The sequence below is a fragment of the Azospirillum oryzae genome (assembly GCF_008364795.1).
Lineage (GTDB): Bacteria > Pseudomonadota > Alphaproteobacteria > Azospirillales > Azospirillaceae > Azospirillum > Azospirillum oryzae.
The window spans coordinates 726,152-746,631 of sequence record NZ_VTTM01000001.1 but is presented as its reverse complement, the minus strand read 5'-3'; the positions used below and the strand labels follow the sequence as shown (position 1 = coordinate 746,631).

General features: G+C 67.9%; 18 protein-coding genes and 1 pseudogene. 14 read left to right on the top strand and 5 right to left on the bottom strand.

All coding sequences use genetic code 11. The features are described from left to right. Nucleotides 1–6: 6 nt before the first annotated feature. The 7 genes from FZ938_RS03540 to FZ938_RS03510 all read left to right on the top strand — a co-directional run bounded on the left by FZ938_RS03540 (nt 7) and on the right by FZ938_RS03510 (nt 8,077). Nucleotides 7–825 carry an SRPBCC family protein gene (locus FZ938_RS03540; RefSeq protein ID WP_149197265.1) on the top strand — a complete coding sequence of 273 codons (819 nt, stop codon included), beginning with the start codon at nt 7–9 and terminating at the stop codon, nt 823–825. Continuing rightward, complete coding sequence (locus tag FZ938_RS03535; RefSeq protein ID WP_149197264.1) at nt 822–2,003, top strand: zinc-dependent alcohol dehydrogenase; 1,182 nt, start codon at nt 822–824, stop codon at nt 2,001–2,003. Before FZ938_RS03540 ends, FZ938_RS03535 begins: the two co-directional genes overlap by 4 nt. Before the next feature lie 122 nt (nt 2,004–2,125). Then, on the top strand, nt 2,126–2,380 hold the full coding sequence (locus FZ938_RS03530; RefSeq protein WP_149197263.1) for a hypothetical protein: 255 nt from the start codon (nt 2,126–2,128) through the stop codon (nt 2,378–2,380). A gap of 141 nt (nt 2,381–2,521) precedes the next feature. Beyond that, entirely contained in the window at nt 2,522–4,531 is a 2,010-nt protein-coding gene (gene treZ / locus FZ938_RS03525) for a malto-oligosyltrehalose trehalohydrolase (protein WP_246457492.1), read from the top strand. A 7-nt stretch (nt 4,532–4,538) separates the two neighbouring features. Continuing rightward, entirely contained in the window at nt 4,539–6,605 is a 2,067-nt protein-coding gene (locus tag FZ938_RS03520; protein WP_149197262.1) for an amylo-alpha-1,6-glucosidase, read from the top strand. 622 nt (nt 6,606–7,227) lie between these two features. Then, complete coding sequence (locus tag FZ938_RS03515; RefSeq protein ID WP_149197261.1) at nt 7,228–7,548, top strand: hypothetical protein; 321 nt, start codon at nt 7,228–7,230, stop codon at nt 7,546–7,548. A gap of 166 nt (nt 7,549–7,714) precedes the next feature. Next, nucleotides 7,715–8,077: a hypothetical protein gene (locus FZ938_RS03510; protein ID WP_149197260.1), complete on the top strand. Its 363-nt coding sequence runs from the start codon at nt 7,715–7,717 to the stop codon at nt 8,075–8,077. A 13-nt stretch (nt 8,078–8,090) separates the two neighbouring features. On the opposite strand, the gene FZ938_RS03505 is transcribed toward FZ938_RS03510, so the two are convergent. Then, nucleotides 8,091–9,689, bottom strand: a complete 1,599-nt coding sequence (locus FZ938_RS03505; RefSeq protein ID WP_246457490.1) for a polysaccharide deacetylase family protein — start codon at nt 9,687–9,689, stop codon at nt 8,091–8,093. 364 nt (nt 9,690–10,053) lie between these two features. Here FZ938_RS03505 and FZ938_RS03500 point away from each other — a divergent pair, with 364 nt between their 5' ends. Further along, nucleotides 10,054–10,437 carry a DUF2934 domain-containing protein gene (locus tag FZ938_RS03500; RefSeq protein ID WP_246457488.1) on the top strand — a complete coding sequence of 128 codons (384 nt, stop codon included), beginning with the start codon at nt 10,054–10,056 and terminating at the stop codon, nt 10,435–10,437. 4 nt (nt 10,438–10,441) lie between these two features. On the opposite strand, the gene FZ938_RS03495 is transcribed toward FZ938_RS03500, so the two are convergent. Further along, a complete protein-coding gene (locus FZ938_RS03495; protein WP_149197258.1) occupies nt 10,442–11,761 on the bottom strand; it encodes a L,D-transpeptidase family protein in 1,320 nt (439 codons plus the stop codon). Nucleotides 11,762–12,141: 380 nt separating this feature from the next. Here FZ938_RS03495 and mepK point away from each other — a divergent pair, with 380 nt between their 5' ends. Continuing rightward, nucleotides 12,142–12,786 carry a peptidoglycan L,D-endopeptidase MepK gene (mepK, locus tag FZ938_RS03490; RefSeq protein ID WP_149197257.1) on the top strand — a complete coding sequence of 215 codons (645 nt, stop codon included), beginning with the start codon at nt 12,142–12,144 and terminating at the stop codon, nt 12,784–12,786. Between the two features lie 646 nt (nt 12,787–13,432). On the opposite strand, the pseudogene FZ938_RS03485 reads toward mepK, so the two are convergent. The 3 genes and pseudogenes from FZ938_RS03485 to FZ938_RS03475 all read right to left on the bottom strand — a co-directional run. Next, nucleotides 13,433–13,688 (bottom strand): annotated as a pseudogene (locus tag FZ938_RS03485) (helix-turn-helix domain-containing protein); the annotation flags it as partial. 169 nt (nt 13,689–13,857) lie between these two features. After that, the gene (locus FZ938_RS03480; protein ID WP_149197256.1) at nt 13,858–14,130 is read right to left on the bottom strand and encodes a hypothetical protein; all 273 of its coding nucleotides are present in this window, start codon (nt 14,128–14,130) and stop codon (nt 13,858–13,860) included. A gap of 100 nt (nt 14,131–14,230) precedes the next feature. Further along, complete coding sequence (locus tag FZ938_RS03475; protein ID WP_246457487.1) at nt 14,231–14,911, bottom strand: hypothetical protein; 681 nt, start codon at nt 14,909–14,911, stop codon at nt 14,231–14,233. 223 nt (nt 14,912–15,134) lie between these two features. On the opposite strand from FZ938_RS03475, the gene FZ938_RS03470 reads away from it, so the two are divergent. From FZ938_RS03470 to accC, 5 genes are all read left to right on the top strand, one after another. Further along, nucleotides 15,135–16,607, top strand: a complete 1,473-nt coding sequence (locus FZ938_RS03470; RefSeq protein ID WP_149197255.1) for a dynamin family protein — start codon at nt 15,135–15,137, stop codon at nt 16,605–16,607. 108 nt (nt 16,608–16,715) lie between these two features. After that, a complete protein-coding gene (locus tag FZ938_RS03465; protein ID WP_246457485.1) occupies nt 16,716–17,603 on the top strand; it encodes a substrate-binding periplasmic protein in 888 nt (295 codons plus the stop codon). A 152-nt stretch (nt 17,604–17,755) separates the two neighbouring features. Next, nucleotides 17,756–18,205 (top strand): type II 3-dehydroquinate dehydratase, encoded by a 450-nt coding sequence (gene aroQ / locus FZ938_RS03460; RefSeq protein ID WP_149197253.1) that lies wholly within the window; start codon nt 17,756–17,758, stop codon nt 18,203–18,205. Between the two features lie 22 nt (nt 18,206–18,227). Then, entirely contained in the window at nt 18,228–18,677 is a 450-nt protein-coding gene (locus FZ938_RS03455; protein ID WP_109151492.1) for an acetyl-CoA carboxylase biotin carboxyl carrier protein, read from the top strand. 19 nt (nt 18,678–18,696) lie between these two features. Continuing rightward, nucleotides 18,697–20,037, top strand: coding sequence for an acetyl-CoA carboxylase biotin carboxylase subunit (accC, locus tag FZ938_RS03450; RefSeq protein WP_149197676.1), 1,341 nt, complete (start codon nt 18,697–18,699; stop codon nt 20,035–20,037). Nucleotides 20,038–20,480: the final 443 nt, after the last annotated feature.

Below are 20,480 nucleotides of genomic sequence, written 5' to 3'. Positions count from 1 at the left end.
GCGGCGATGGCGTCGAACAGTTTGACCGGAGACGGCCGCTGGCCGCGGCCGGACACTTTCGGCTCGGGCTTGAGCCGGATCGGCGACCGCCTTGGGTCGGGCGAGGTCGCGACCGGCGGACGCTGGCTTGCCATGATGGGCGGCACCGCGCTGGGCGTGATGGGGTTGCGGCGGTCGGGATGGGGCGGGGCGATGCTGGCGCTCGGCGGCGCCGGCCTGTTCGCCGTCGGCGCCCTGGGGTTGGGTTCGTTCGGCGGACGGCCGCTGCGCACCGCGCCGAACCCCGGCTCCTGGCGCAGCCATGGCCTGGCCTCCCGCCGGCGGTCGTTGACGCCGGAGCGGAAGCAGGCCGTGGTCACCATCGCGTCCGAACCGGGGACGGTCTTCCGCTTCTGGCGCAACTTCGCCAACCTGCCGAAGCTGATGCCGCAGCTGGAGCGGGTCGACGTGCTGTCGGCCACCGAAAGCCGCTGGATCGCCAAGGCCGTCTCGGGCGGCGAGGGGCCAAGCTGGCGCTGCGTGCTCGACCGTGTCGACGAGGACCGGCTGCTGACCTGGCACACGGTGGGCGAGACGGCGCTGCCGCACCGCGCCTCGCTGATGCTGAGCCCGGCGCCGGGCGACCGCGGGACGGAGGTGCGGCTGACGCTGGTCTACCGGGTTCCGGCCGGCGAGGTGGCGGCGCTACTGGGCGTGACGCCGGAAGGGCAGGCGGAAGAGGCGCTGCGCCGGCTGAAACAGCGGGTGGAGACCGGTGAACTGTCGACCATCGAACGGCAGCCGCGCGGGGATGGGTCGGGTACTTTCCGGGAGGCGACGGAATGAAGGCGCTCTGCTGGAACGGAACCGACGATTTGCGGGTGGAGCGGGTGCCCGACCCGGTGCTGGTCAATCCGCATGACGTGATCGTCAAGGTGGCGCTGTCGTCGGTCTGCGGGTCGGACCTGCATCTGATCGACGGCTATGTGCCGACCATGCGGCCCGGCGACATCATCGGCCACGAGTTCCTGGGCGAGATCGTGGAGAAGGGGCCGGAGGTCCGCTATCTCAACCGCGGCGACCGGGTCATCACCGTGTCGATCATCGGCTGCGGCCATTGCGGGCACTGCCAGCATGGCGAAAGCTCGCTGTGCGACAACTCCAACCCGAATCCGGACTATGCCCGCACCGCCTATGGCCATTGCGGCGCCGGCATCTTCGGCTACAGCCACGCCTTTGGCGGCTACGCCGGCAGCCACGCCGACTATATCCGCGTGCCCTATGCCGACTTCAACGCCTTCCGCGTGCCGGAGGGGGTGAGCGACGAGAAGGCCGTCTTCGTGTCGGACGCGGTGCCGACCGGCTACATGGCCGCCGACATGGCCGGCATCAAGCCCGGCGACATGGTGGCGGTATGGGGCTGCGGCGGCGTCGGCCAGATGGCGATCCGCAGCGCCTATCTGCTGGGGGCGGAGCGGGTGATCGGCATCGACCGCTTTCCCGACCGGCTGCGCGCCGCCCAGATGAAGGTGGGGGCGGAGACGCTGGACTACAGCCGCGTCGACGTCTTCGACGCGCTGCAGGCGATGACCGGCGGGCGCGGTCCCGACGTCTGCATCGACGCCGTCGGCATGGAGGCCGACAGCGCGTCGAACGCGGTGGAGGATTTGTACGACCGTGCCAAGCAGGCGGTGGGGCTGCAGACCGACCGGCCGGCGGTTCTGCGCCAGATGATCGAGAGTTGCCGCAAGGGCGGCACCCTGTCGATCGTCGGCGTCTATGGCGGGGTGATCGACAAGTTCCCGATGGGCGCGGCGATGAACAAGGGCCTGACCTTCCGCATGGGCCAGCAGAATGGCCAGCGCTATGCCGGGCGCCTGTTCGAGCACATCCGCAACGGCGACCTGGACCCGTCATATCTGATGACGCACCGGCTGCCGCTGGACGATGGCCCGCAGGCCTACCGCATGTTCAAGGAAAAGGCGGACGACTGCATGCGCGTCGTCTTCGCCCCGCAAGGCTAGAGTGCGATCGGTTCAGACGGAATCGTCTGAAGCGTGAATCGCACGGCAAATCAAAAGGCTAGAGTCTGTCCGATGCTTCAATAAGCATCGGACAGACTCTAGAGCGAAAAGGGAGAGCCGCCATGGAGCTGGTCTATGCCTATCCCGCCGAACGCGGCCGGGGTGTGGAGGCCGAGATCGTCGGCAGCCTGCGCGACCGCTTCGGCGATGTCGTGCAGCGGGGGCGGGAGGAGCGCGACGCCGAACGCGGCGACCGGTCCGACGTGGTGGTGACGCTGGAGGTCACCGACGACAAGGTCGAAGCGGCGCTGACCGCGCTGCGCGCCCACCCGCTGGTGATCGACGCGGCGGCGCGGAGTTTTGGGGAGCGGGTGTGAGGGACGGGGGCGTCGAAGCGCGCTCCCTAAAACCCTTAGTCTCTGAAACAATTTTCAGCCTGTCTGCAACCACGCCGCCCAGCCTCTGTTGACCATTGCCGCAAGGCAAGTCCGCATCACTCGTCCCGGGGGGCCGTTGCCGTGAAGTTGTCCGCCGTCGTACCGCCTGTCGAGCAGGCGCAGGCCACCGTCAAACGCCGCTGGCCCATCGGTGTGGAGTTACTGCCCGGCGGTGCCCATGCGCGGGTCTGGGCGCCGAAGGCCGGGCGTGTGGAGCTTGTGGCCGAACCGGACGGGCGGGCGACGGCGCTGGAGCGCGAGGGCAACGGCTATTTCTCCGGCGCCGTGCCGGGGCTGGAGGCCGGCGGGCTCTACCGCTTCCGGCTGGACGGCGGCGACATGCGTTATCCGGATCCGATGTCGCGCTTCCAGCCGGAGGGACCGCACGGCCCGTCCCAGCTGGTCGATCCGCACCGCTTCCCCTGGACCGATCAGGACTGGCAAGGCCGCGCGATCAAGGGCCAGGTGATCTACGAGATGCACATCGGCACCTTCACGCATGACGGGACCTGGGACGCCGCGCTGCGGGAGCTGCCGGCACTGGCCGATCTCGGCGTGACGGTGCTGGAGGTGATGCCGGTGTCGGAGTTTCCCGGCCGCTTCGGCTGGGGCTATGACGGGGTGAACCTGTTCGCGCCGACGCGGCTCTATGGCGATCCCGACGCCATGCGGCGCTTCGTCGACGGGGCGCACCGGCTGGGGCTCGCCGTCATTCTCGACGTCGTCTACAACCACTTCGGTCCGGACGGCAATTACCTGAAATGCTTCGCCGATGACTACTTCACCGACCGCTACAAGAACGACTGGGGCGAGTCGATCAACTTCGACGGCCCCAACTCAAAACCGGTGCGGGAGTTCTTCCTCTGCAACGCCGCCTACTGGATCGCGGAATACCATCTGGACGGGCTGCGGCTGGACGCCACCCAGTCGATCTTCGACAGCAGCGAAGAGAGAGGAGAACCGCACATCCTGACCGAGATCTCCCTCACCGTGCGCAAGGCGGCCGACGGACGCGCCACCATCCTGGTGGGGGAGAACGAGCCGCAGCATGCCAGCATGGTGAAGCCGGCCGAGGAGGGTGGTTGCGGGCTGTGCGCCATCTGGAACGACGACCTGCACCATTCGGCCGTGGTGGCGTTGACCGGCCGGAACGAGGCCTATTACAGCGATTACCGCGGCACGCCGCAGGAGTTCGTGTCGGCGCTGAAGTACGGCTTCCTCTATCAGGGGCAGTGGTATCGCTGGCAGGGCAAGCGGCGCGGTATGCCGGCCCTCGCCATGCCGCGGCCGGCTTTCGTCAATTTCCTGCAGAACCACGACCAGATCGCCAACTCCGCCAGGGGCTCGAGGCTGCATGCGCTGACCGCGCCGGGGCTGCTGCGGGCGATGACGGCGCTGATCCTGCTGGGACCCGGTACGCCGATGCTGTTCCAGGGGCAGGAATTCGCCGCCGGCGCCCCCTTCCTCTATTTCGCCGACCACAAGCCGGATCTCGCCGTGCTGGTCGAGACGGGCAGGGCGGAGTTCCTGGCCCAGTTCCCCAGCATCGCCGAACCGGCGATGAGCGCCGGACTGCCCAAGCCGCAGGCGGAGGACAGCTTCACCCGTTGCAAGCTCGACCACCGGGAGCGGGAGGCCAACGCCGCGGTCTGGACGATGCACCGCGACCTGCTGCGCCTGCGCCGGGAGGACGCGGTGTTCGCCGCCCAGCGCGTCGGCGGGCTGGATGGCGCGGTGCTGGGCGAGGAGTCCTTCGTCCTGCGCTTCTTCGGGGAGGAGGAGGGCGACGACCGGCTGGTCCTGGTCAATCTGGGCCGCGACCTGACGCTCCGCGCACTGGCGGAGCCGCTGCTGGCCCCGCCGTTTGTGGATGGCGCCTGGACGGTGCTGTGGTCGAGCGAGGAGCCGGTCTATGGCGGCGGCGGCTCGGCGGCGGTGGAACAGCCGGACGGCGCATGGCGGCTGCCCGGCCATGCGGCTCTGGTTCTGGCCCCCGCGCGCGATTTTCCAAAGAAAAGCGACGGGGCCGGAGGCAACACAACCCCTGTCATCGTGGTTTCACATGGGTCGGAAACCGATTGCAGAGCATAGGTCCACCATGGCTGATTTCGTCCGCACCCTGTCGCGCGATGTCCTGAACACCGGTCCGAAAGGCGCGGAGACCCGTGAATGGCTGGTCGCCAACGGTCTCGGCGGCTACGCCTCGGGCTCCGTGTCGGGAGCGGTGACGCGGCGTTACCACGGGCTGCTGATCGCGGCGCTGCCGGCTCCGCTCGGCCGCGTGCTGATGCTGAGCCAATTGAGCGACGTGGTCATCGACGCCGACGGCCGGAGCTACCGGCTGAGCAGCCGCGACACCGGCGGCGATCCTGCGGGAGACGATTCGGAGGGCGGCGAAGCGGGGCAGGAGGGCCAGACCGCCGCCTTGCAGGAATTCCGCATGGAGTCGGGACTTCCGGTCTGGCGTTTCCGCGCCGGCGGGGCGGTGATCGAAAAGCAGGTCGTCCTGCCGCACGGCCAGAACATCGTCCATGTCACCTATCGGGTGATGGAGACGAAGGCGCCGGTGAAATTGCACCTGCGGCCGGTGCTGGCCTTCCGCACGCAGGAATCGGCGGTCGACCGGCCGCTCGCCGGGGACTATCGCATCACCGCGGCCGGGCAGCGTTACGAGGTTTCCGCCGGACCCGACCTGCCGGTGCTGCGCATGGCGATCGAGGGTGGCCATTTCCCGATGACGCTCGACGGCGGCATCCGCCGCGACGTCTATTACCGGGTGGAGGACGAACGCGGCTATCAGGCGCGCGGTTCGCTGTGGACGCCCGGCTATTTCAGCGGCGAGGTCGGATCGGGCCAGAGCATCACCTTCGCCGCGGCGACCGAGGACTGGTGGCGGCTGGAGGCGTTGCCGCCGCAGGACGTGCTGGTGTTCGAGACGGAGCGCCGCCGCCGCATCATCCAGAACGCCCATCCCGCCTTGCGCGACGGGGCGATGGCGGAACTGGTGCTGTCCGCCGACAGCTTCCTGTTCGTGCCGGCCGGCCGGGTCGCCGACCAGATGCGGGCGCGGGCGGAGGGCGACGAGGTGCGGACGGTGATCGCCGGCTATCACTGGTTCACCGACTGGGGCCGCGACACCATGATCGCGCTGGAAGGGCTGACGCTGGCCACCGGCCGCCATCTGGAGGCCGGGTGGATCCTGCACACCTTCGGCCATTACATCCGCGACGGCCTGATCCCCAATATGTTCCCCGACGGCAAGGATCGCGGGCTGTACCACACCGCCGACGCGACGCTGTGGTTCTTCCACGCGCTGCACCGCTATCTGGGAGCCACCGGCGACCGCGACACGCTGCGCCTGCTGCTGCCCAAGCTGACCGATGTGATCGACCACCACCGCCGCGGCACCCGGTTCGGCATCGGCGTCGACCCAAGGGACGGGCTGCTGCGCCAGGGGCAGGAGGGCTACCAGCTGACCTGGATGGACGCCAAGGTCGACGACTGGGTGGTCACGCCGCGCCGGGGCAAGGCGGTGGAGATCAACGCGCTGTGGTACAATGCCCTGCGGCTGATGGCAGGCTGGCTGCGCGAGGAGGACGGCGAGGCCGCCGCCCGTCCGCTGACCGAATTGGCCGATCAGGCCCACGCCTCCTTCAACGCGCGCTTCTGGTGCCCGTCGGCCGGCCATCTGTTCGACGTGGTGGATGGCGAGCATGGCGACGACATCGCCTGCCGGCCCAATCAGATCTTCGCCGTCTCGCTCGACCATCCGGTGCTGGAGCGCGAACGATGGGAGCCGGTGGTGGAAACGGTGCGCAGCCGTCTGCTGACCCCGCTGGGGCTGCGGTCGCTGGCGCCTGGCTGCCGCGACTACAAGGCCAAATATTTCGGCGACCTGCGGGCGCGCGACGCCGCCTATCACCAGGGCACCGTCTGGGGCTGGCTGATCGGCCCCTATGTCGATGCGTGGCTGAAGCTGCACCCGGAGGACAAGGCGGGGGCGCGGCGCCTGCTGGAGGGCTTCCTGCCGCATCTGGACGAGGCCGGCATCGGCACCATCAGCGAGATCTTCGATGCGGAGGCGCCTTTCACCCCGCGCGGCTGCATCTCCCAGGCCTGGAGCGTGGCGGAGGTCCTGCGCTGCTGGGTGAAGACGGAGAGCTGAAGGAATTCGGCGGTTGCGGAGACCCTGCCTCTCCGAAGGTCATAGGGCGGCCGATGAGGGCCGCCCCACCCGCAACGATGGTGGAATGCCCTTGGGAGCAGTTGTCAACAGGGCACAACAGGGTGTGAAATCGCAGGGTCGGGCGGAATGTGACAGATTTCGGTTGACACGCGGCCAGGGCTCCGAGAGCAGAAAAACAGGGTTTTCTTTTATAAATCAGGCGCTTGCGTTATTTGCCTGATTTTTGGGCAAACACCGTGGCCCCGTTGAATCGCCTAGCGCGAATCGGGACTGCCCACGGCTTGCCCACACAGTTATCCACAGCCTCTGTGGAGACCGTCGGCTTTGCCGGCGGCCATGCCTCCCGTCGTGCCTATGGGCCGGACCTGTACTTTCGATGCCTGTGCTTTGGGCCGAGGCAGGGGTGGGGCTCTGCGCAAGGGGGTAATCGTTTTGGATTTTAGCCAGACCGGAGAAAGCATCCTATAGTTCCCGCGCCGGTTCTCTCGGTACCCCGACTGGCGGTACTCCGGGCGGACCTTCGAAATGCAGCCGTACGGAGTGCGGAAGGACAGCCAGAGCGGAGGAGCCAATGCGGAGCGTTGTGCGGGGTGTCGCCGGCATGCCGTACCCGGCGGGCCGGTCGGGATGGGCGGCGGAGGATGCCGCCACGGCCGGGACCGCCGGACGCTCGCGGCGTGGCGCCCTTGGCCTGCTGCCGACCGTTGTCGGTCCTCTGCTGGCGGTGTCGGTGCTGGGGGCGCTGATCCTGCATCTTCTGGCCGGTCTGGTGGCCCGGCTTCCCACCTCCGATGCGCTGGGAGCCTTGTCGGTCATGGTCGGGATGGCGGTGGTCCTGGTGACTCTGCTGCCCTTCGCCTTGCTGTCCGTCAGGCGGGCGCAACGGGCCTGGGCCGCCATGCAGGAGTCCTTCCGCAGCTGAGGCCGCAGCTGAGGCCGCCGCAGAGATCGCCCGCTCAGGCTTTTCCCTAGGATTACTCCCGATAAGGATTCCGTTGCTCCGCGAGGCGCACCCGCGTTTAATCGCGGGTGAGGGCGGCATTCGCCCTTCCTCCCGGTGATCGGGGGCGGTTTTCCGGGGGCGCGGGATGGGGCTATTCGATTTCCTGAAGGTCGCGGTGAAGGACAACAAGGCGGCCAAGCCCGCCGGCCGCATACCGGTCAGCGTCATCCAGTGCGACGGAAAGAGCTTTCCCATCGTATCGCTGACGCCGAAGGGTTTCGTTGCCCGCGGTTTCGACGGGTCGCTGATCGTCGGTCAGAACGCCAAGGTGTCGGTGCGTGTCGACGATCCCGCCGGCAAGTTCACCTTCAACGCGACCGTCGCGGTGGTGGAGATCAAGGGCGACACCGTCGGCGCCACCTGGTCGATCCTGCCGACGGAAGTCGATGCGGTGATCCGCCAATACGCCCAGAACCGCAAGAAGCAGGACGGCAAGCCCGCCCGGTGAGGGCGCAGCCCCCTTACTGGCGATCCGTGGGCGTTCCGGCCACCGGCGAGGGGATGCCGGCGTTGACGATCTTCGGCAGTGCAAGGACGCGCGCCCGTTCCAGCCATTCGGACAGGGTGACGAACTCGCAGCCCTTGGCCCGCAGCTCCGCGATCACGCGGGGCAGCGCCTGCGCCGTGCTGGCATAGGTGGAGTGCATCAGGAAGACGTTGCCCGGCAGGCCGCCCAGCTTGATCTGGCTGACGATCTTGTCGGCATTGCGCACCTGCCAGTCGCGCGTGTCCACCGACCACAGGACGGAGCCCATATGCTCCTCCCGCGCGATGGTCAGCAGATCGTCCGAATAGCGGCCGTAGGGCGGGCGGAACAGCACCGGATTGGCGCCGAATTCGCGCAGGATGCGGTTGGTCTCGGCGATCTCGTAGCGGGCGCCGGCGGCGTCCATCTTGCGCAGGTCGGAATGGGTCAGGCTGTGGTTGCCGATCTCGTGCCCGCCGGCGACGAAGTCGCGGATCAGATCCCCCTGCCGTTCGGCGATGCGGCCGACCGGGAAATAGGTGGCGCGCACGCCCTCGCGGTTCAGGATGTCCAGAACCTGACGGGTGACCGTGCGGTGCGGCCCGTCGTCGAAGGTCAGGGCGCAGAGGTTCCAGTTCTCCCGCTTCAGCGTCGCCGGCATCACGTCGTAGCGCGAATCCGGCATCACCGAGCGCAGCCGGCCCTTGCGGCGGCTGTGCTGCTCGATGTCCGCCATGGTGCGGGCATCTTCCTCGTTGTAGATGACCAGACCGTCGGCCGGCGGCAAGGCTGCGGCGACGGACGGCGGCGGCAGCGGAGCGGCGACGGCGGAGCCGATCGGCGCCAGGACCGAAGTGGTCGTCGCCGTCACCGGCTCGCGCTCTACGGCCGGCTGCGGCGGCTTGCCGTCGGGCAATGGTGGGGCGACCGCCACGGTCACGGCCGGCGGCTTGGTCGCGGGCGACGGAACGAAGGCCGGCTCCGCCGGTGTTGCCGCCTGCACGGGGGCAACGTCGGGAACGGGCGCCGTCGCGCTCTTTTCGGGAGCAGCCTTTTCGGGGGTGGTCTTCGCCAGCGTGACGGGCGCCAGCGTGACGGGCGCCGGTGTCGCGGCCGGGGCCGGGCGGTCGACGACAAGGCAGCCGAAACCGGCACCGACGATCCGGCGGCACAGAGCCCGCGCGTCGGTGCCCTTGGCGACCTGGGCGTAGAGCGCCACGCCGCCAGCCTCGCTCTTGCCGTCCAGCAGCATGACCGAGGCGGTCATCCCGGCCGTCAGGTCGTGCTCGCGCCGCTGCAGGTTCTTCCAGCTCCACCAGGCGTCGCCGTCGCGGGAAAAGATGCCCAGTTGCAGGACCGGGCCATCGGCAGCGGCCGGGGCAGCGGCTGCGACTGGGGCAGCGGCCGGGGCCGGCGCCTTCTGCTCGACCTTCGCTGCGTGCTGGCGTTTGGCGGGCGATTCGGCAGCGTGGGAGGACAGGGCGGGCAAGGCGATCGCGCAGGCCAGCAGGGCGGCCTTGAGCAGTCCGCGGGAGCCCTGGCCGCACGCCGGCAGGACCAGCGCGAGGCCACGGCCCCGGAGGCTGTCGGCCATCCGATGGCTGGAACTGTGGGATGCGGCGTTCGGCCAGGAAATGCGCAACATATCGGTCCCGTCGCTTGGCCCAGCCACTATCTGCGGACCGCCGGTTGATGGCGGTGCAATATCATCCCGATGGGGTTAATTCAAACGACAAGCGGCGAAAATGTGGCGGCTCCGCCGCTTTTCACAGGGGCGTTGCCGTTCGGAAACGGTGCCGCGACTGGGCATGCCCGGGGCGGGGGCAAAGGCCTGTGAAGAGGCGTGTCGGAACCGGTGGGGGAGCGAAGGGGTTCATAAGGGGACTGGCGGAGCGGCCGGGCGCCGGAACGGGCGCCGCCGGCCGCTCCGCTTTCCCCCTTGGAAGGCCCACCCGTGAATGGAGACGACCCGTATGGCCGAGGATTTGGAAAGCCGCATCCGTCGGCGCGCGCATGAGATTTGGGAAGGCGAAGGCCGGCCGGAAGGCCGCGACGCCGCCCATTGGGAACTGGCCAGCGAGGAGATCGCGATCCAGGACAATTACCGCGACACGCTGAAGCCCAACCCGGCCGGCGGTCCGGAAGCGACCGCGATGCGGACCGAGCCGGTGGAGCCGGTGCTGAGCATCGCCAATCAGGGCGAACAGCCCGGCCTTGCCGACCAGGGTGAAGAGATGGGCATCCCTATGCGCGGCGACCGGGAGGTTTGGCCGACGCCGGAGGAAGCGGCCTCCACCGCCGTGCCGCCCAACCGCAGCAAGAAGACGCGTCGCCGGGGATAGCCCCTCAGACGCGGGACTTCTCCACCATACCGCCGGCCGTGCCGCTCGTGCCCTCGGGCATGGCGGCGCGGCCGGTGTCGGCCGGCGTCACTGCCGGGGTGGTCGCCGGGGCGGTCGCGGGCGCGACGGCCGGAAGCGAGCCGGGCGCCGGTTCCACCGCCGGGGCGGCTGCGCCGACCGGCACGTCGTCCAGGCGGTCGTAGATGTCCGGATGCAGACGGACGGCGCCGTCGGCCTCGACCGTGGCGATCCAATAGACGAACTGTACCGGCATCGGCGTGGGCAGCTTGACCCACTGCGGCTGCGGCTTGCTCAGCATGCGGTCGATCCGCTCCGGGGTCACGCTGGATCCCTGCAGCAGCAGCTCGGCCAGCCGGCGCGGGTCTTCCAGCCGGACACAGCCGGAGCTGATGGAGCGCAGCTCGCGGGCGAACAGCCGCGGCTCGTTGGTGCCGTGCAGATAGATGTCGTAGGGGTTGGTCAGGTTGAAGCGGAACCGGCCGAGCGCGTTGTGGTCGCCCGGCTGCTGCACGATGCGGACCCGGCCGGGCGTGACGTCGTGCCAGTCGACCGTTTCCGGCGCCACCTCCTGCCCATCGAGATAGACGATGGCATTCTGGATGCCGGGCACGCCCTTGGCCCGCAGCATCGGCAGCTTGTCTTCCTTCAGGACGGTGGGCGGCACGGTCCAGGTCGGGTTGACGATGACGTGGGTGATGCGGTCGGTCAGCAGCGGCGTCTCGCGCGATGGCCGGCCGACGATGGCGCGCATCGTCAGCTCCTCCTCCCCGCCGCGCACCAGCGTGGTGGTCTGGTCGGTCAGGTTCACCACCAGGACATTGTCGGGGGCGGTGTCGCGGAAGCTGCGCATGGCGACGGCACTCTGCCGCATCAGCGCCGCGGCCTCGGCCGGCGTGCGGTCCAGGGCGGCGCGGGTGCCGGCGCCCACCAGCCCGTCCTGCTTCATCCGCTGGGCGAGTTGGAAGGCCTTGACCGCACGGTCGATGTCGGCGGTGAAGACCTCCGACACCTTGTCCGCCGACAGCAGGCCGAGTTCGACCAGGCGCTGCGACAGCCGGCCGACGCGCTCGCCGCTGCTGCCGAGCTTCATCAGGCCGCCTTCGCCGATCCGGGTGGAGGGCTGCACCGGGTTGCGGTCCAGCTCCACGGCGGCGGCGTCCAGCCGGTCGGCCCATTGCGTCAGCGTGTCGCGGTAGGGCAGGGCGTCCGCGGGGCCGACGCCAAGCAGCGCCAGCGCCGATGCGGCAGCGAGCGCCAGCATGGCCAGCTTGCGGGGCTTGCGGAGGTCGGCGGAAACGGTCATGTCGGATACCCTCTGTCACAGTGGGCAGGCTGTGCGTACGAATGAACGCGCCGCCGCCCTTTCGAACAATTTATGCAACGCAATAATGGAAGGCGAGGCGTGCGGCGCGAAATTCCGTCGATCATTCTCCCGGTGTGATCTTCCTGCCGCCGTCCTATGACCTGCCTATGCAAGAAGGTCACAGTGCAAAATTTTTTGGTTGCCTCGACCGATGACCTTCCTTATACGGATATCCGTCCGGAGACGATTCACACCAGACGGGACGCTTCGGACCAGCGTTGGTCATAAGGTTATACCAGCCGCGGGCGCCACGCGACCCGCCAAACGCCGAACGGCCACAGCGTAGAACGGCCAAAAACGTAAAACGACGAGGTTCGGGGATGCATTTGGGGGATGACGAGCGTGCCGCTCCGGCCATCGGTCGGCGCGGGTTCCTGGGTTTTGCCGCCGCGGCGGTGACGTCGGCCCTTCCGGCCGCTTCGGGACTGATGACGGGGGTTGCCACCAGCGTGGCGACGGGTGTGGCGACGGCACCGGTCTTGTTGGGGTCGGGCAGCGCGGAGGCCGCTCCCCTTGCCGGCAGCGTCCGGCGGATCAGCCTGCACAACATCAACACGCAAGAGCGGTTCGACGGCGTCTATTGGGCCGACGGCCATTACAAGCCGGATGTGCTGCGCAAGCTGGACGTGCTGCTGCGCGACCATCGGGCCAAGCAGGTCTGCCGCTACGATCCGCGCCTGTTCGACCTGCTCGCCCGTGTTCACCAGAGCGTCGGGTCGGACGATCCGTTCGAAGTGATCTGCGGTTACCGCTCCCGCCGCACCAATGCGATGGCGCGGCGCCGGTCGCGCGGTGTGGCGAAGGAAAGCTATCACACCCGCGGGATGGCCATCGACATCCGCCTGCCCGACACCCAATTGCGCGCCATCTCGGAGATGGCGAAGGCGATGCAGTCGGGCGGCGTCGGTTACTACCCGCGCAGCGGCTTCGTCCATCTCGACGTCGGCCCGGTTCGCAGCTGGTAGGCATCCGTTCGACGGGTTGGCGGCCGACGGGACAGCAACCGACGGGTTGCCTGCCAGCCGTCACAGCCGTCACACTGGGTGCGTCATTTCATGCAAAAAGGCTCCGCATCGATCGATGCGGAGCCTTTTTGATGTGCGGATGACATGCTGGAGTCCTGTCGGTCGTCCTGTCGCCTTCAGCTTCGCGGCGATGGTTTGGTCGCACGCAGGATGTCGGTCGGATCCCAAACAGCGCCATGACGGCGGCGTGCCTTGCTCTCGCTGGAGCCGTCGGCGGAATTCACCGGCTTGATCCGCAGCGCATCGCTGCGGACCGTGCGGCCGGCCTTGCGGGCGTTTTCCCTCTCCGGGGCCACGGCGACGATTTCGCTGCCCGCCAGGCTGCTGCCGCCATCGGATGACTGCATCGGGTCCAGGGACGTCGATGAGTCGGGATCACCGTCCTCGCCCTCGTCGGGGCCTTCCGGCGGCTCCTTGATTTCCGGTGACAGGGCGGAGAGCAGCGACAGCATCTCGTCCGACACATGGGAGGGGGCGGCGCGCCATAGGCGCAGAAGCCGCGCCTCGCGCCGGCTGATCTGGGTGTCGTTGTCGTCCGACTCCTGAAAGCCGCCGCGCGAGCGGCGCAGGCCGTCGGCATCGCTGTAGGTGTCGAAGAAGAAGCTCACCGGAACATCCAGAACCTGTCCGAGGCGGTACAGGGTTCCGGCCGATATGCGGTTGGAGCCGCGTTCGTATTTCTGAACCTGCTGAAAGGTCAGGCCGATCGCCTCGCCGAGTTTTTCCTGGCTCATTCCCAGAAGGGTCCGGCGCATCCGCACGCGCTGCCCGACATGGGCGTCTACAGACCAGGATTCCGGCGATCCGCGTCGTCCTCTTTTGCGCGCCGTCGGTTCACTCATGTCCATTGGTCTCCGATGCCCAGTCTTCCGCAGCCTCTCTTTGCGAGAATGAAAAGATTGTTCACACATTCCTTGGGTATGTTCAAGAGAAAACTTTTGAATATTGGTGCGCGACCGCCATATTCCGATAGGCATCGATGGTGCCGCAGCATTCGCGAGAGTTGTGCTGTTACAGCTTTGTATTATTCCGCAGGCGATGAGGATCAAATGCCAGAAGGGCTTGTCCGATCCCTGCATTCAACCCTTTTGCGGAAATCCCGGAATCTTCCGGCTCGCCCAATGGTTGGGTCGACAGCTTTTTGTTTACAGGAATTCGACGATCGTGACCGGATAGGGTTTGCACTGCCGCAAATGGTGATAAGAAACCTTCTGGTTGTGGTAAATATTCGGGTGCTTGCAGAACAACTTTCTGTTCGACAGGCCGATACACCGCGTCACGCATCGGCGATCGGCTGTCGCGGCCCGGCAACGTTGGTCGGACCATCATTAATATATAATTAACTATATTCGGACGGCGCCGATCGGCGCCTGATACGGCGGATTCAGGGCCGCGGGGGCCGTGGTGCGTGACCGTCCGTATCGGCCTTGCCGCCACTCCCCTTCCGGGCACTGGCCCGGAACGTTGGCGCTGCTTCCCAGGGACCGCCGGCGGCCGCAAACCCCTCCACATGGTCGCGCAGCTTCTGAACCTGGGACGGGGTGACGCTGCGGCCGAAACGCGACTTCAGCAGGGCGGCCAGCGCGCCGCGTGTCGGGCGGACACCGTCGGCCGACAGGGTGCGGTAGGCGACGAAGGCCTCGGCATAAAGGCGGATGCGGTCGGGCCGCGCGCGCAGCTGCGCCGTCTGGGCGGAGGCGTTGCGGTTCAGGTGGTCGACCAGCCGCTCCGCCGCCTGCGCCAGTGTCAGGTCGGGCAGGGCGGCGGCCGGCTGCTCCGGCGGTTCGGGACGGCCGATGGAGTCGCGCAGGCGCCGCCGCCGCTGGCGCTCGCGGTCGCCGGCGCGCAGCCGCTCGGCATAGGCTGGGTCGGCGGCGCGGCGTTCGGTGCGGCTGCGGTTGGAGCGGGCGGCGCGCTCCGCCTCGCGCGCCTGCAGCATCGGGTCGCGCAGCAGGAATGCCAGTTCTTCGGCGGTCAGCCGATGCTCGGGCTCCGGCCCGGCGGGCACGGAGGCGGAAGGACTGTCGCGGTCGCCGTCGGTGTCGTCCATCGCGAGGGAACGCAAAGATCGCCCCCCTTGTTCCCGCCCCCCGCCGTTCCCCCGCCAAACGGTCCCCCGCCAAACGATCCGCCGAACGGCCCGGCCGGAGTCTCCGCATGGATGATGAGGGAGATTTCATGTCCGGTGCCGGTCCCGCCCGTGCTAGAGAAAGCCCGTCCTAATTCGGGCCGCCGTCCTCTTCCCGGCCCGTCTTCCCGGCCCGTGCAACAGTGGAATTCGCCCGCCCATGACCCCCCGGCAAGCCCTTCAGCAGCGCCTTGCGGCCTTGGATGCCCATCTGCGCGCGGAAAACCCCAACCTGCTGCCGGTCCTTCCGACCTTCCGCGCCTTCGACCGCATCCTGGCCGGGCTTGGGCTGATCGACCGCTATGAATCGCTCACCACCCGCATCCCCTGGTGGCCGATGGTCGCAGTGCTCGGCACCTTTTCGGCCGGCAAGTCGACCTTCCTCAACGGCTATCTGGGCGAGGTGCTGCAGAACACCGGCAACCAGGCGGTCGACGACAAGTTCACCGTCATCTGCCACGGGCCGGAAACCCGCAAGGAGGCGCTGCCCGGCACCGCGCTGAACGCCGACCCGCGCTTTCCCTTCTACCGCATCGCCGACGAGATCGAGAAGGTCGCGGCCGGCGAGGGCAAGCGGATCGACAACTACCTACAGCTGAAGACGCTGGCCGGCCCGCGGACCAAGGGCAAGATCTTCATCGATTCCCCGGGCTTCGACGCCGACGACCAGCGCCGCTCGGTCCTGCGGCTGGTGGACCATATCGTCGAGCTGTCGGACCTCGTGCTGGTCTTCTTCGACGCCCGCCATCCGGAACCGGGCGCCATGCAGGACACGCTGCGCCATCTGGTCGCCAAGACGGTCAACCGCGCCGACGCCCGCAAGGTCTGCTACATCCTCAATCAGGTCGACACCACGGCCAAGGAGGACAATCTGGAGGCGGTGTTCGGCGCCTGGCAGCGTGCCATCGCCCAGGCCGGGCTGGTGTCGGGCCGCTTCTACGCCATCTACGACCAGCGCTCCGCCGTTGACATCCAGGATGACGGCCGCCGCGCCCGCTACGAGGCGCGCCGCGACCACGACCTTGCCGAGATCCACACCCGCATCAACGAGGTGGAGGTCGCCCGCGCCTATCGCATCATCGGCTCGATCGACAGCCTGACCAAGGAGCTGGAGGGCGAGGTGCTGCCCAAGCTGCGCGAGGCGATGGCGACGTGGCGCCGCCGCGTGCTGACCGGCGACGCGGTCTGGGGGGCGCTGCTGCTGGCGTTGCTGGGGACGGTGGTGCAGACGGTCGGCGGCGGCTTCGGCGCTTTCGTCGGCTGGATGTTCGAGAATGCCGACGGCGGGCTGCCGCTGCACCTGATCGGCACCGCCGTGCTGCTGGGCGGGCTGTTCCTGGCCGGGCATTTCAAGATCCGCCAGTTCTTCGCCCGCCGCATCGCCTTGTCCTTGAGCGACCGCTTCGGCGACGTCGACCTGGACCTGAGGGCGGCCTTCCTGAAGAACACGCGCTTCTTCCGTTCGATCTTCGCCAAGCAGCCGGCCGGCTGGGGCGGGCGGGCGCGCAGGGCGATCTTCGCCATCCGCGAGGCGACGGCGGTGCATGTCCAGCGTGTCAACGACCTCTATACCGATCCCGCCGGTCGCCGCGCCCGGGAAGCCGCGCCGGGCCCGGCCGCCGCGGCGGAATGACCGCGGGCCGCATAGGACCTCGGCCGCCCTTTACAGCGCAACGGATGGGTCGTTAGATCTGCGCTCCACCGCCGGACGGCGGTGCGGGACCTAACCGGTGGGCGGCCAGTGGACTTGCGGGAATCGGCAGGCGGCATTGCGGGCGGGCGGGGGCGGACGGCGCTGGGCGCCGTCATCGCCGGGCTGCTGCTGTGCGCGGCGCCGGTTCGGCCATCGGCGCTGGAGGCGCATTCCCGCACGGGCTCCGACATGGCCCCGGCGCCGGCGCCCTACACCGGGCTTGATCTGGTGACCGGCAATGATTACGCCCCCTATACCGGCGAGGATTTGCCGGGCGGCGGTCTGGTGACGGAACTGGTCCGCCAGGCCTTCGCGGTCGGCGGACGCCGGTACGATGTGCGCTTCATGCCGTGGAAGCGCGGCTATGACGGCGTGGTCTTGGGCCGTTTCCTTGCCACTTTCCCCTATGTCCGCACGCCCGAACGGGAGCGTGAGGTGCTGTTCTCCGACCCGGTGGTCGAGGTGCGGCAGTTCGTCTATCTGTCGAGGCGGTCGGCGATGGAGTTCCATGGCCGCGGCGGCGCCGGCGGCGGCGGCTCCGACGGCGTGACGGACTTCCGCGGGCGGACGGTCTGCCAGCCGGTCGGCTACGCCCTGCCGGCCGAGTTGGAAGAGCTGGTGCAGCTGGGGCGGCTGACCCGTCACACGCCGTCGGACCTCGGCGCCTGCATGCGCATGGTGGCGGCCGGCCGGGCCGATGCCCTGGTGATCGACGAATACAGCGCCGCCGCGGTCATCGCCCGTGCCGGTCTGACCGAAGAAATCCGGATATCGGAGCAGCCCTTCGCCTCGGTGACCCTGCATCTGGTGGTGGGGCGCGCCACGCCGGGGGCGGAAGCGATGGTCGCCGCCTTCAACGACGGGCTGAAGACGCTGAAACAGCAGGGGGTCTACCGCCAGCTGCTGGCCGCCCACACGGTTCGGCCTCATCCCTGATTTCCCTCGGTTTCGCACGGTCTTTGGGGTGGCGGGGTGATTTTCCGGCCTGATGCCGCGCTTTTCCGCGCCATAGGCCCCCGTCGCCATGGACAGGACGGTGCTTCGTGCTATAAACGCGCGGTTTCGATCATGGAAAAGGGGCGCGGGCCGTGGCCATCGACGCGTCGATTCTGGTCCTCAACGGGCCGAACCTCAACATGCTGGGCGTGCGGGAGCCGCAAATCTACGGGTCGATGACCCTGGACGACCTGGAGGCCTCCTGCCACGAGCGTGCCGATCAGCTGGGTCTGACCGTGGATTTCCGGCAGTCCAACCACGAAGGCGAACTGGTCTCGTGGATCCAGCAGGCGCGCACGGAGAATGACGGCATCGTCATCAACGCCGGCGCCTACACCCACACCTCGGTCGCGATCATGGACAGCCTGATCCTGTCGGAGCTGCCGGTGATCGAGGTCCATCTGTCGAACATCTTCAAGCGCGAGCCGGTCCGCCATCATTCCTACATCTCGCCGGTGGCGAGGGGGATGATCTGCGGGTTCGGGCCGCACGGGTATCTTCTGGCGCTTGACGCCATCGCGAACATCATCGACCGCGATTAAGGAAACGGGAACGACTGACATCATGGCGAGCTTCGACATCGACGGCGATCTGGTCCGCAAGCTGGCGGACCTCCTGCGTGAGACGGGCTTGAGCGAGATCGAGTTCGCCGAGGGCGAAAAGCGCATCCGCGTCACCCGCCCGACCGCCGCCCAGACGGTCGCCGTCCAGGCAGCCCCGGTCCTGGCGGCCGCCCCGGTCGCCGCCGCGGCGGCTCCGGCGGGCAAGCCGGTGAACCATCCGGGGGCGGTGACCTCGCCAATGGTCGGCACCGCCTATCTGGCGGCCGAGCCGGGCGGCACGCCCTTCGTCCGTCCGGGCGACGTGGTCAAGGCCGGCCAGACCATCATGATCATCGAGGCGATGAAGGTCATGAACCCGATCAAGGCCCCGCGCGGCGGCACCGTCGCCGAGGTGTTGGTGTCCGACGCCCAGCCGGTCGAGTTCGGCGAAGTTCTCCTCATCATCGAGTAAGCGGGGCATTCCCTTGGCGATGTTCGAAAAGGTCCTGATCGCGAACCGTGGTGAGATCGCTCTGCGCATCCACCGCGCCTGCCGCGAGATGGGGATCCAGACCGTGGCGGTGCATTCCACCGCCGACGCCGACGCCATGCACGTCCGCCTCGCCGACGAAAGCGTGTGCATCGGCCCGGCGTCCGCGCGCGACAGCTACCTCAACATTCCGGCCATCCTGTCGGCGGCGTCGATCACCAATGTCGACGCCATCCATCCCGGCATCGGCTTCCTGTCGGAAAACGCCCAGTTCGCGGAGATGGTGGAGGAGCACGGCTTCACCTTCATCGGCCCGACGCCGGAGCATATCCGGATCATGGGCGACAAGGTCACCGCCAAGAAGACGGTGATGGAACAGGGGCTGCCGGTGGTGCCCGGCTCCGACGGTCCGGTGACGTCGCTGGAAGATGCGGAGAAGGTCGCCCACGAGACCGGCTATCCGGTGCTGATCAAGGCGGCGGCGGGCGGCGGCGGCAAGGGCATGAAGGTCGCCCGCAACCCCGACCAGCTGAAGGAAGCCTATCAGCTGGCCCGTGGCGAGGCGCGCGCCGCCTTCGGCAACGACGAGGTCTATCTGGAGAAGTATCTCGGCCACCCGCGGCACATCGAGATCCAGCTCCTGGGCGACACCCACGGCACCTGCGTGCATTTCGGCGAGCGCGACTGCTCGGTCCAGCGCCGGCACCAGAAGGTGATCGAAGAAGCGCCGAGCCCGGCGCTGAACGCCGAACAGCGCGCCTTCATCGGCGATCTGGCGGCGAAGACGGCGGCGGCCATCGGCTATCGCGGCGTCGGCACGATGGAGTTCCTCTACGAGGACGGGCAGTTCTATTTCATCGAAATGAACACCCGCCTGCAGGTCGAACACACCATCACCGAGATGATCACCGGCATCGATCTGGTGCGCGAGCAGATCCGCGTCGCCGCTGGCGCGCCGCTGGGCTACGGCCAGTCGGACATCCGCTTCGAAGGCCATGCCATCGAATGCCGGGTGAACGCCGAGAACCCGGAGACCTTCATGCCGTCGCCGGGCAAGATCGACGGCTATCACGCGCCGGGCGGCCTGGGCGTGCGCGTCGATTCGGCGCTGTATGACGGCTACCGCGTGCCGTCGCATTACGACAGCCTGATCGCCAAGCTGGTCGTCCACGGCACCACCCGCAACGAGTGCCTGATGCGCCTGCGCCGCTCGATCGAGGAATATGTGATCGGCGGCATCCAGACCACGCTGCCGCTGCACGACCGCATCATCGCCCAGCAGGCCTTCATCGACGGCAATTACGACATCCATTGGCTGGAACAGCTGATGGCGAAGTCCTGATCGCGCCGCGTCTATATTACATACCCGCAAATGCTGCGGCGAATTGTCGCAGTGTTGAAAGCCCCTCCCTCAAGTCGAGAGAGGGGCTTTTCTTTTATGAAGTTTCGCTGACGAAGCCGGTTCTATTCTCTGGCCGCCATCCGATCCTTTGCAATCTGGCAATCCGGTGGCTAACCCGCGCTTTTTCTCGCAAACTGCGACGCTGAATGCATATGACGCCGCCGGACGGCGGCAGCCCGCCGTCCCCTCGGGCGTTGCCGTCCATAGGGGTTATCCCGGAAGTCCACTTTTCGGCCGGCCGCGCGTGCATGGCACACCTCTTGCTGACTTGATCTGCATCAGTGCGGGGCGGTGCCTACCCAGAGTAGACGAAACTCCATTCCGTTAGCTGTGCCGAACCATGCCTTCCTTCCGGTGGCGTTGTGTTCCCCTGGTCCGCATCC

Excerpts from the sequence above, each read along its gene's own strand:
- FZ938_RS03455 (WP_109151492.1), top strand. The coding sequence starts at position 18,228 with ATGGCGAGCTTCGACATCGACGGCGATCTGGTCCGCAAGCTGGCGGAC.
- FZ938_RS03515 (WP_149197261.1), top strand. The coding sequence starts at position 7,228 with ATGCCGTACCCGGCGGGCCGGTCGGGATGGGCGGCGGAGGATGCCGCC.
- FZ938_RS03535 (WP_149197264.1), top strand. The coding sequence starts at position 822 with ATGAAGGCGCTCTGCTGGAACGGAACCGACGATTTGCGGGTGGAGCGG.
- FZ938_RS03500 (WP_246457488.1), top strand. The coding sequence starts at position 10,054 with ATGGAGACGACCCGTATGGCCGAGGATTTGGAAAGCCGCATCCGTCGG.
- FZ938_RS03540 (WP_149197265.1), top strand. The coding sequence starts at position 7 with ATGGCGTCGAACAGTTTGACCGGAGACGGCCGCTGGCCGCGGCCGGAC.
- FZ938_RS03480 (WP_149197256.1), bottom strand. The coding sequence starts at position 14,130 with ATGCGTGACGCGGTGTATCGGCCTGTCGAACAGAAAGTTGTTCTGCAA.
- FZ938_RS03510 (WP_149197260.1), top strand. The coding sequence starts at position 7,715 with ATGGGGCTATTCGATTTCCTGAAGGTCGCGGTGAAGGACAACAAGGCG.
- accC (WP_149197676.1), top strand. The coding sequence starts at position 18,697 with ATGTTCGAAAAGGTCCTGATCGCGAACCGTGGTGAGATCGCTCTGCGC.
- FZ938_RS03495 (WP_149197258.1), bottom strand. The coding sequence starts at position 11,761 with ATGACCGTTTCCGCCGACCTCCGCAAGCCCCGCAAGCTGGCCATGCTG.
- FZ938_RS03530 (WP_149197263.1), top strand. The coding sequence starts at position 2,126 with ATGGAGCTGGTCTATGCCTATCCCGCCGAACGCGGCCGGGGTGTGGAG.
- FZ938_RS03470 (WP_149197255.1), top strand. The coding sequence starts at position 15,135 with ATGACCCCCCGGCAAGCCCTTCAGCAGCGCCTTGCGGCCTTGGATGCC.
- mepK (WP_149197257.1), top strand. The coding sequence starts at position 12,142 with ATGCATTTGGGGGATGACGAGCGTGCCGCTCCGGCCATCGGTCGGCGC.
- FZ938_RS03520 (WP_149197262.1), top strand. The coding sequence starts at position 4,539 with ATGGCTGATTTCGTCCGCACCCTGTCGCGCGATGTCCTGAACACCGGT.
- FZ938_RS03505 (WP_246457490.1), bottom strand. The coding sequence starts at position 9,689 with ATGGCCGACAGCCTCCGGGGCCGTGGCCTCGCGCTGGTCCTGCCGGCG.